At 45.0% G+C, this 9,348-nt stretch carries 6 protein-coding genes and 1 pseudogene; 1 reads left to right on the top strand and 6 read right to left on the bottom strand.

Features of this window, described 5'->3' with window-relative positions; genetic code table 11:
- Positions 1-2 precede the first annotated feature (2 nt).
- Positions 3-2,558, bottom strand: coding sequence for a DNA mismatch repair protein MutS (gene mutS, locus SLS51_RS20245; RefSeq protein ID WP_323840390.1), 2,556 nt, complete (start codon positions 2,556-2,558; stop codon positions 3-5).
- Positions 2,559-2,668: 110 nt separating this feature from the next.
- Between mutS and SLS51_RS20250 the strand changes: the two genes are divergently transcribed.
- Positions 2,669-2,887, top strand: a complete 219-nt coding sequence (locus SLS51_RS20250; protein ID WP_036778017.1) for a hypothetical protein — start codon at positions 2,669-2,671, stop codon at positions 2,885-2,887.
- 194 nt (positions 2,888-3,081) lie between these two features.
- On the opposite strand, the pseudogene SLS51_RS20255 reads toward SLS51_RS20250, so the two are convergent.
- The 5 genes and pseudogenes from SLS51_RS20255 to SLS51_RS20275 all read right to left on the bottom strand — a co-directional run.
- A pseudogene (locus SLS51_RS20255) lies at positions 3,082-3,357 on the bottom strand (type II toxin-antitoxin system PemK/MazF family toxin); the annotation flags it as partial.
- Between the two features lie 148 nt (positions 3,358-3,505).
- Positions 3,506-4,636, bottom strand: coding sequence for a PLL family lectin (locus SLS51_RS20260; RefSeq protein ID WP_323840391.1), 1,131 nt, complete (start codon positions 4,634-4,636; stop codon positions 3,506-3,508).
- Between the two features lie 661 nt (positions 4,637-5,297).
- Positions 5,298-6,413 (bottom strand): PLL family lectin, encoded by a 1,116-nt coding sequence (locus SLS51_RS20265; RefSeq protein WP_323840392.1) that lies wholly within the window; start codon positions 6,411-6,413, stop codon positions 5,298-5,300.
- Positions 6,414-6,885: 472 nt separating this feature from the next.
- Complete coding sequence (locus SLS51_RS20270) at positions 6,886-8,001, bottom strand: PLL family lectin (protein WP_323840393.1); 1,116 nt, start codon at positions 7,999-8,001, stop codon at positions 6,886-6,888.
- Positions 8,002-8,495: 494 nt separating this feature from the next.
- Positions 8,496-9,314 (bottom strand): PLL family lectin, encoded by an 819-nt coding sequence (locus SLS51_RS20275; protein ID WP_323840394.1) that lies wholly within the window; start codon positions 9,312-9,314, stop codon positions 8,496-8,498.
- Between the last annotated feature and the right edge of the window lie 34 nt (positions 9,315-9,348).

The following is a 9,348-nucleotide window of genomic DNA, read 5'->3' on the forward strand; positions in this document are numbered from 1 at the left end:
TCTTACACCATATCTTTTAGTCGATAAATCCATTCTAATGCTTGACGCGGAGTCAGTGAATCTGGATTAAGATTTTCTAATGCTTCAACCGCCGGTGATGTTTCCTCTGTTAATAGCGCAAGCTGCGGTGTATCGACATGACTTGCCGTTGCATGGTTGGATAGCGATTCCAGCTCTTTAAGTTTCTGGCGCGCCCGTTTAATCACTTCACGTGGAACGCCGGCGAGGGAAGCAACTGCCAACCCGTAACTCTTACTGGCTGCACCCTCTTGTACGCTGTGCATAAATGCGATGGTATCTCCATGCTCTACCGCATCCAGATGAATATTGACCACGCCTTCAAGTTTTTCCGGCAACGTGGTCAGTTCAAAATAGTGAGTGGCAAACAACGTCATTGCTTTAATGCGGTTTGCCAGATTTTCTGCACATGCCCATGCCAGAGAGAGGCCATCGTAGGTTGATGTTCCTCTGCCAATCTCATCCATCAATACTAAACTTTGTTCTGTCGCATTGTGCAAGATATTGGCGGTTTCGGTCATTTCCACCATGAAGGTTGAACGGCCGGATGCCAGATCATCGGAGGCACCAACACGGGTAAATATACGATCAACTGGGCCGATGACCGCTTTTTCAGCCGGTACAAAGCTGCCGATATAGGCCAGAAGTGTAATAAGTGCTGCCTGACGCATATAGGTACTTTTACCGCCCATGTTTGGACCGGTAATAATCAGCAAACGCCGTTGTGAAGATAAAGAGAGTGGGTTTGAGATAAATGGTTCACGCAGAACTTGCTCAACAACCGGATGACGACCACCCGTGATTTGAATTCCCGGTTTATCACTCAATGTTGGGCAAATATAATTCAGGGTTTCAGCGCGTTCTGCCAGATTTGCCAATACATCAAGTTCAGCCAGTGCTTCGGCACTGGTTTGTAATTCGGCCAAATGAGGCAGCAGTAGATCGAATAATTCTTCGTAAAGCGCTTTTTCTATTGCCAGAGATTTCCCTTTAGAGGTCAGAACCTTATCTTCATATTCTTTTAGCTCGGGGATGATATAACGCTCAGCATTTTTCAGTGTCTGGCGGCGGACATAGTGAATTGGCACCAGATGGCTCTGCCCTCGGCTGACTTGAATATAGTAGCCATGAACACCATTAAAGCCGACTTTCAGAGTATCAAGGCCCAGCTTTTCCCGTTCGCGGATTTCCAGTTGTTCCAGATAGTTACTGGCACCATCAGCCAGTGTGCGCCACTCATCCAGTTCACTGTTATAACCCGGTGCGATTACGCCACCATCCCGAATTAATACCGGAGGTGTTTCTACAATCGCTTTTTCAAGCAGTTCCTGTAATTCATCAAACCTGCCGATATTTTTCTGCAATTGCTTGATATAAGCGGAATCTGAGGAGTCCATAACTTGATGGATATCCGGTAATTGCTGGAATGCATGGCGCATTCTTGCCAGATCCCTTGGACGAGCAGAGCGTAGAGCTAAGCGTGCTAGCACACGTTCAAGATCACCTATCTGTAGCAAAAATGGCTGCAACTCCAGCCCAATTTCCTGCAAGGTAGCAATAGCTTGTTGACGATTTTCTAATATCTGGCGGTCCCTGACAGGCGCATGCAACCAGCGTTTCAACATTCGGCTACCCATTGGGGTAACACACAGATCAAGCACAGAAGCAAGAGTATTATCTGTACTGCCAGACAGGTTTTGCGTCAGTTCCAGATTACGACGGGTTGCGGCATCCATAATAACCGTATCTTGCTGACGTTCCATCGTAATACCACGGATATGTGGCAGCGCCGTGCGTTGAGTATCTTTGACGTATTGCAACAGGCAACCCGCGGCACGCAGAGCGAGAGTTGTTTTATCCACACCAAAACCGACGAGATCACGGGTACCAAATTGCAGGTTCAATTGCTGTTTTGCGGTATCTAGCTCAAATTCCCATAAAGGGCGACGGCGCAGGCCATGAAAATTTTCAATTAGAGCCATATGCTCAAAACTTTCAGGATAGAGTAATTCAACAGGACGGCTACGTTGCAATTCAGCGGCTATCGTTTCCAGCTCTATCATTTCAGATATTTGGAAGCGGCCAGATGTCACATCCAGTGTGGCATAACCAAAGCCTTGATTATCGTGCCAAATAGCCGCCAGCAGATTATCTTGCCGTTCCTGTAATAGCGCTTCATCTGTCACGGTACCGGGAGTAACGATGCGAACGACTTTACGTTCAACCGGGCCTTTGCTGGTGGCAGGATCGCCAATTTGCTCACAGATAGCGACTGATTCACCTAATTGAACCAGCTTAGCTAAATAGTTTTCTACTGCATGATGTGGCACGCCTGCCATAGGGATAGGATTGCCGGCTGATTGACCTCGTTTGGTCAGGGAAATATCCAGCAATTTTGCAGCCTTTTTGGCATCGTCATAAAATAACTCATAGAAATCCCCCATTCTGTAAAACAGCAGGATATCAGGATGCTGTGCTTTAAGACGGAGATATTGCTGCATCATGGGCGTGTGGGTGTCGAAGGTTTCTGTATTAATCATGCAGTAGTCTTAGTTAAGTTTGTGAATCAATTCTTTCGTTATGGTATCGCACCAAGCTTTAAACTTACACAAGTAAAATCTGGAAGCAATTCGCAAATTTAGTTGTAATTTTGGTCTGGTTAATTTGGCTCTGTGTGGAAAGCAAAGCTGAGTTGCCGAAGTGGTTGAGAGAATTTCCCAATGTTGACTGGTTTTTGCTGTCTAATACTACAGCCGTAATTGCCTTGTTGGTAAAGAATTTCCTTGATGATGATAGCGAGATTGTTGAGCTCGTTATTGATGTCGCCGCCAGTATGACCAATCTAAAATCTGAACAAATGTCTTATTAGTTTTTGCCAGCAGCCTGAGCCTTTGTGTACTAAGCGCTTTTTTATGGAAATTCTTTGTTGAAATTATGGAATGCTAGAATGGCAGAAGCCTAGCAATTTAGCTAGGCTTCGCAGATCCCTCAAAGGGGATAAATATTTTGGGCCTCTATGGGCAACAGCTATATTGCGAGCGATCTTACTGGAGAAATCAAGTGTCATGATTTTGATAACAATTGACTTGCATTTATGGATTTAATTATTGCCAATTGAATTTTAGTGACGATTTCTTTGGGTAAAATTTGATTTAAATAACCTCTATCAGTTCTTGGTCTTTGTAACCGTTGTCGGCTGACTTGTTGTATAAGATCCGCTTTTGCCCAACGTGTTATTTGTTCAAAATATTTCATATTTTCAACAACGTTTTTATAAATTACAACGTGCATTCCACGTTGTAATTTATTTTGATCACATTTGCTTGATAGAGGAACAACTTTGAAATCCATAGGGTATATATGTCGAATATTGGGTTAACTCCAGCAAATTAAGCACCACTGGCCCGATGCAGAGCAGTGAATATTTTCTTTAATGCATCGGGCCAGAAGATTACGTTTGTCTTGTGCGAAGCTGGCTCCTTCCAGATTATTTGATCACAGAAGCGTCGATCAAGGTGATACCACCGATAAGAGCCCAGGTGGTCCACGATGATGTGGTTGATGAAGTAGTTTGCCAGAGATGCCAGAGTGCCTTATCAAGGCCAAGCACAAAGACCTCAATCCGGCCGTCTGAATTCTTCGCTACCGTTGGGGCACTGGCAATAATGCCGGTAAATGAGCTCCAGTTAGACCACGGGCCGTTTTGGGAAGTTTGCCAGGTGCGCCAGAGCGTGTTATCAGCGCCGCGAGCAAAGACCTCAAGCCGGCCAGAGATATTCTTCACCGCCGCTGGGGCGCTAGTGATCACACCATCCAAGCATTGCCAGTTTGACCATGAAACGGAATCAGAGCCGATCTGTGAAATGTGTCGGAGTGTGTTATCAGCACCGCGAGCAAAGACTTCGAGCCGACCATCGCAGTTGCCGATGACCACTGGGTCGCTAGTGATTACACTTTTCAGTGACTGCCAATTTGACCATTGATCAGTGTGAGCAGCCGTTTGCCAAATGTGCCAAAGGGCATTATCGGCACCGCGAGCAAAGACTTCAATCCGACCATCGGCGTTGATATGTGCAGCCGGGTTACTGGTGAGCGTGCCACCCAGAGATTTCCAGTTTGACCACGAATTGGTATGGGCTGCGGTTTGCCAGATGTGCCATAGCGCGTTATCCGTGCCGCGAGCAAAGACCTCAAGTCGGCCGTCAGAGTTGAGACATACCTCAGGGTTGCTGGTTATACCTCCATACAGTGGCTGCCAGCTTGACCAGGTATTGGTATCTGCGGCGGTTTGCCAGTTGTGCCAGAGTGCATTATCCGTACCACGCACGAATACTTCTAATCGACCGTCCGAATTACGATGAACGGCGGGTTTGCTGGTTACTACTCCGTTAAACTTGTTCCAGCCGGCCCAAGAGGAGTTTGGGAGCGGCACTGTTTGCCAATTGTGCCACACTGCGCTGTCAGTGCTTACACCGAAAACCTCAAGTCGATTATCGGCATTATTTGCTACTGAGACAATTCCAGATAACGCTATCGCAGAGTTCTCGATTTCTACCTCACCTGCAACATATGCTTCGGTATTATCTGGATTTGGCATTTTAATAGGTTCTTTTTTCATATTTATATTCTCTTTAAAAATAATTTTTCGGATTCATAAAATAATCATTTAATGAGAGAGGTATTCGGATTTATATATTGATATTTTCACTAGTCTCCTATGTTATTTTTTTCATAAAATAAATGGTGGATGTTTTTTTGTTAATTCTTGACCTGTAAAATGTTAATTAAATATAGTCTCGTATTATTTTATTACATGTTTTTATATATTGTTTTATACGAAATTATTTAAGTGGAATTAATTTTTCACAAACTGTTTTTCATTTTAAAGTCCCCGCTGGTTTCTATTTTAAATATATTTTTTTAATGTTTTTTTATTTTTTTAAAATATTTTATTGAATAATTATTAAAGCACATAATTCATAATCTGGCTATTGAGAAACGCAGAACCTGATTTAATCATGTACCTAAAAGAGGTTATTCTGTTTGCAGTTGTTTTCCAGGCATATTCGACTAATCGTCTGTTTCAAATAGACAAAAATATCTCCTTGTCATCAACGATAATATTCCAACTCGAATCGATGCCAGGTTTGTGTATCGAATATCAGATTTTTACCGGCAAATTAAGTGCCACTGGCCCGATAAAGCGCAGTGAATATTTTCTTTAGCGTATCGGGCCAGAAGGTGACGTTCGTTTTGTGCAAAGCTGGATTCATTCCAGATTATTTGATTGCTGAAGCGTCGATTAAGCTGCCATTGAGGGAAACCCAAGCGGACCACGATGGTGTGGCTTGCCAGATATTCCAGAGTGCGTTATCGGCGCCGCGCGCAAAAACTTCAAGCCGACCATCGGCGTCTTCCACTGCCGTTGGCGCGCTGGTGATCGTGCCATTTAACGTGGCCCAGTTAGACCACGGGCCGGAATGGGAAACCGTTTGCCAGATGTGGTAGAGCGAGTTATTGGTGCCGCGTGCAAAAACTTCAAGTCGGCCATCGGAATTCTTCGCCACCGCAGGAGCACTGGTGATCACGCCATTCAACGAAGCCCAATTGGACCACGGGCCGCCATGAGGAACGGTTTGCCAGATGTGGTAGAGTGCGTTATTGGAGCCGCGCGCAAAGACTTCAAGTCGGCCATCAGCGGTGCCGATGACGACAGGATCGCTAGTGATTACACCACCGAGTGAATCCCAACTTGACCACTGGTTGGAATCGGGAGCGGTTTGCCAGATGTGCCAGAGTGCATTATCCGTACCACGCGCAAAGACCTCAAGTCGGCCGTCGGAGTTGATATGAACCGCCGGGTTGCTGGTGATCACACCGTTCAAAGATTGCCAGCTCGACCACGGACCGGAATGAGCGGCGGTTTGTGAGATGTGCCAAAGTGCATTATCGGTGCCACGTGCGAAGACGTCGAGTCGGCCATCAGTGTTGACATATACCGCGGGGTTACTAGTAATTGTACCCCCTAAAGATTGCCAGTTTGACCAACCAGCATTGGCAGCGGTTTGCCAGATATGCCAGAGCGCATTATCGGTGCCACGTGCGAATACTTCCAATCGACCGTCGGTATTGATATAAACGACAGGTTTGCTGGTTACCTTTCCATTAAGTGAGATCCAGCCGGTCCAGGAAGAGCCTGAGTGTGGTGCCGTTTGTCTGTTGTGCCACACGGCATTGTCAGTGCCCACACCGAAAACTTCGATCCGACCATCGGAGGTGTTTACCACTGAGACAATTTCAGACAACGCGATTGCCGCGTTTTCGATTGCTACCTCATTTGCAACAAGTAGCTCGGCATTATCTGGCTTTGGTATATTAATAGGTTCTTCTTGCATATATATATCCTCGTTAGAAATAATTTTTCAGATTCACTAAATAATCATTTAATAAGTAAAATATTTAATTCTGTGAATTAATATTCTCACTTTTTCTCTTTATTTTTTGAAGAAATAATTAATGTTTTATTTGATGCTGATTAATGGTCCGTGAAGTATTGAGTGGACGAGATGCTACATTATAAAACCTGGTGTGTTTATATATATTTTTACATACGGTCATTCAAAAATAATAAATTATAAATAAATTATTCCCCTGTTTTAAGGTTTCCTTTTACTTATATTTGAAAAATATATTTTTATCATAAATAACGGGAGCGAACTTGAGTGAATACCCGTCTTGTGTGTCGAATATTGGGTTAATTCCAGCAAATAAGGGACTACTGGCCCGATGCAGCACTGTGAATGTTCTCCTTTAATGCATCAAGCCAGAAAGTTATGAGTGTCTTGTTGTGAAGCCGATCTTTCCAGATTATTTAATGGCTGAAACGTCGATTAAGGTGCCGCCGAGGGATGCCCAAGTGGACCACGATGATGTAGTTTGCTGAATGTGCCAGAGTGCGTTATCCGCACCGCGTGCAAAAACTTCAAGTCGGCCGTCAGAATTCTTCGCCACTGTGGGAGCGCTGGTAATCACACCGGACAAGGAGGCCCATTCAGACCATGAACCAGATGCTCCCGTCTGGCTGATGTGCCAGAGTGCGTCATCGGGGCCACGCGCAAAGGCTTCAAGTCGGCCGTCGGCGTTGATATGTACCGCTGGGTCGCTGGTGATGACACCAGACAGTGACCGCCAGTTTGTCCAACCTGCATTAGGAGCGACCTGCCAGATGTGCCAGAGAGCGTTATCGGAGCCGCGTGCAAAGACTTCAAGCCGACCATCAGAGTTGCTGATCACCACCGGATTACTCGTTATCACACCACTCAGTGACTGCCAGTTTGTCCAAGGATAGGTATGAGAAGCCGTTTGCTTGATGTACCAGAGAGAGTAATCGTTGCTGCGTGCAAAGACCTCAGGCCGACCACTGGCGTTAACATATACTGTTGGATCACTGGTGAGCACGCCATTTAGTGACTGCCAGTTAGACCACGGACCGGCATGAGGGGCAGTTTGCCAGATGTGCCAGAGCGCATTATCGGAGCCGCGTGCAAAGACCTCAAGCCGGCCATCGGAGTTGACATATACCACTGGGTTGCTGGTGATCTGACCACCTAAAGATTGCCAGCCAGACCAACCGGCACCGGGGGCGGTCTGCCAGTTATGCCATAATGCATTATCTGAACCACGTACGAATACTTCCAATCTGCCGTCTGAGTTAATGTGAACGGCGGGTTTGCTGGTCGCTCCTTCATTCAGTGAGTGCCAGCCAGACCAGGAAGATCCGGTATTGGGTACCGTTTGCCAGTTGTGCCACACAGCATTGTTGGTGCTCACACCGAAAACCTCAAGCCGACCATCGGCGTTATTTGCCGCCGAGATAACTCTGGGTAACGCGGTCCAAGAGATTTCATTGGATATTTCTATTTCGTCTGAAATAGATGATTTGGTATTATCTGGCCCTGATGTATTAATAGATTCTTTTTTCATAATATATATCCTCTTTAGGTATCATTTTTTAGACTCACTAAATAGTCATTTAATAAACAGTGTATTTAATTTCACATTAATACTTCCGATTGCATTCTGTGTATTTTTATTCATAAAATGAATAAATGATATTTTATTTTGTGTTAAACTTTAATTATTAATTTATTGGGTTTAATTTTATATTATGGATGTCTATGTTTTGGATGTGTATTTTCAAATACGAACATCTAAAAAACATTAATTATATATAAACTGTTTTCTTATTTTAAAGTTTTCTTTGTTTTCTATTTTAAGTCTGTTTTTTTACGGTTATATTTGTTTTTTTATTCAAAATATCTGATGATCGTTATTAAAGTACAAAATTCGTCATCTGGCTATTGGATTAATTCCAGCACATTAGGTAATACTGGCCTGATGCAGAGTAGTGAATGTTTTCTCTAATGCATCGGGCCAGAAAATTACGTGTGTATTGTGCGAATTTGGCTCCTTTCAGATTATTTGATTGCGGAAGCGTCGATAAAAACACCACCGAGGTAGGTCCAATCAGACCACTGATTGGAATAGGGAGCAGTTTGCCAGATGTGGTGAAGTCCGTTACCGGTATTGCGCACAAAGACATCAAATTGGCCATCAGAATTTTTCACAACTTCTGGGCCGCTGGAGAGTCCGCCACCTAATGAAGCCCAGTTGGACCATGAGCCTGAATGGGTATCATTTTGCCAGATGTGGAAGAGTGAGAGTCCTTTGTTGGCACCACGTGCAAAGACTTCAAGTCGGCCGTCATAATTCTTTGCTACCACAGGGGCGCTGGTGATAATACCACCCAGCGAGTCCCAGTTAGACCACTGACTGGAATAGGGGAAGGTTTGCCAGATGTGCCAAAGTGCATTATCGACACTACGCGCAAAGACTTCCAGCCGACCATCGACGGTGCAGGTGACTACTGGATCACTAGTGATGGTGCCGCCTAATGATTGCCAGCTAGACCATCCCGCGTGGGGAGCAGTTTGCCAGATGTGCCAGAGTGCGTTATCGGTACCCCGGGCAAAGACTTCCAGTCGGCCATCGGCGTTGATATGGACTGCTGGGTTACTGGTGATTATGTGACCTAGAGAACACCAGTTTGACCACGGACCGGAATGGGGAGTGGTTTGCCAGATGTGCCAGAGTGTGTTATCGGCACCGCGCGCAAAAACCTCAAGTCGACTATTGGCGTTGACGTATACCGCAGGGTTACTAGGGGTTGTTGATGTTTTTCGGGGGATTATTAGACAGCATGATGATTTGATATAATTACTTTCGCCAAAAAACAACCAGACCTCACCATCATGCCGAGAACAATGTTAA

The sequence above is a fragment of the Photorhabdus africana genome (assembly GCF_035181445.1).
Taxonomy (GTDB): domain Bacteria; phylum Pseudomonadota; class Gammaproteobacteria; order Enterobacterales; family Enterobacteriaceae; genus Photorhabdus; species Photorhabdus laumondii.

What these genes read in the sequence shown, in the direction of transcription:
- mutS (WP_323840390.1), bottom strand. Translation starts at nt 2,558, where the DNA reads ATGATTAATACAGAAACCTTCGACACCCACACGCCCATGATGCAGCAA.
- SLS51_RS20260 (WP_323840391.1), bottom strand. Translation starts at nt 4,636, where the DNA reads ATGAAAAAAGAACCTATTAAAATGCCAAATCCAGATAATACCGAAGCA.
- SLS51_RS20265 (WP_323840392.1), bottom strand. Translation starts at nt 6,413, where the DNA reads ATGCAAGAAGAACCTATTAATATACCAAAGCCAGATAATGCCGAGCTA.
- SLS51_RS20270 (WP_323840393.1), bottom strand. Translation starts at nt 8,001, where the DNA reads ATGAAAAAAGAATCTATTAATACATCAGGGCCAGATAATACCAAATCA.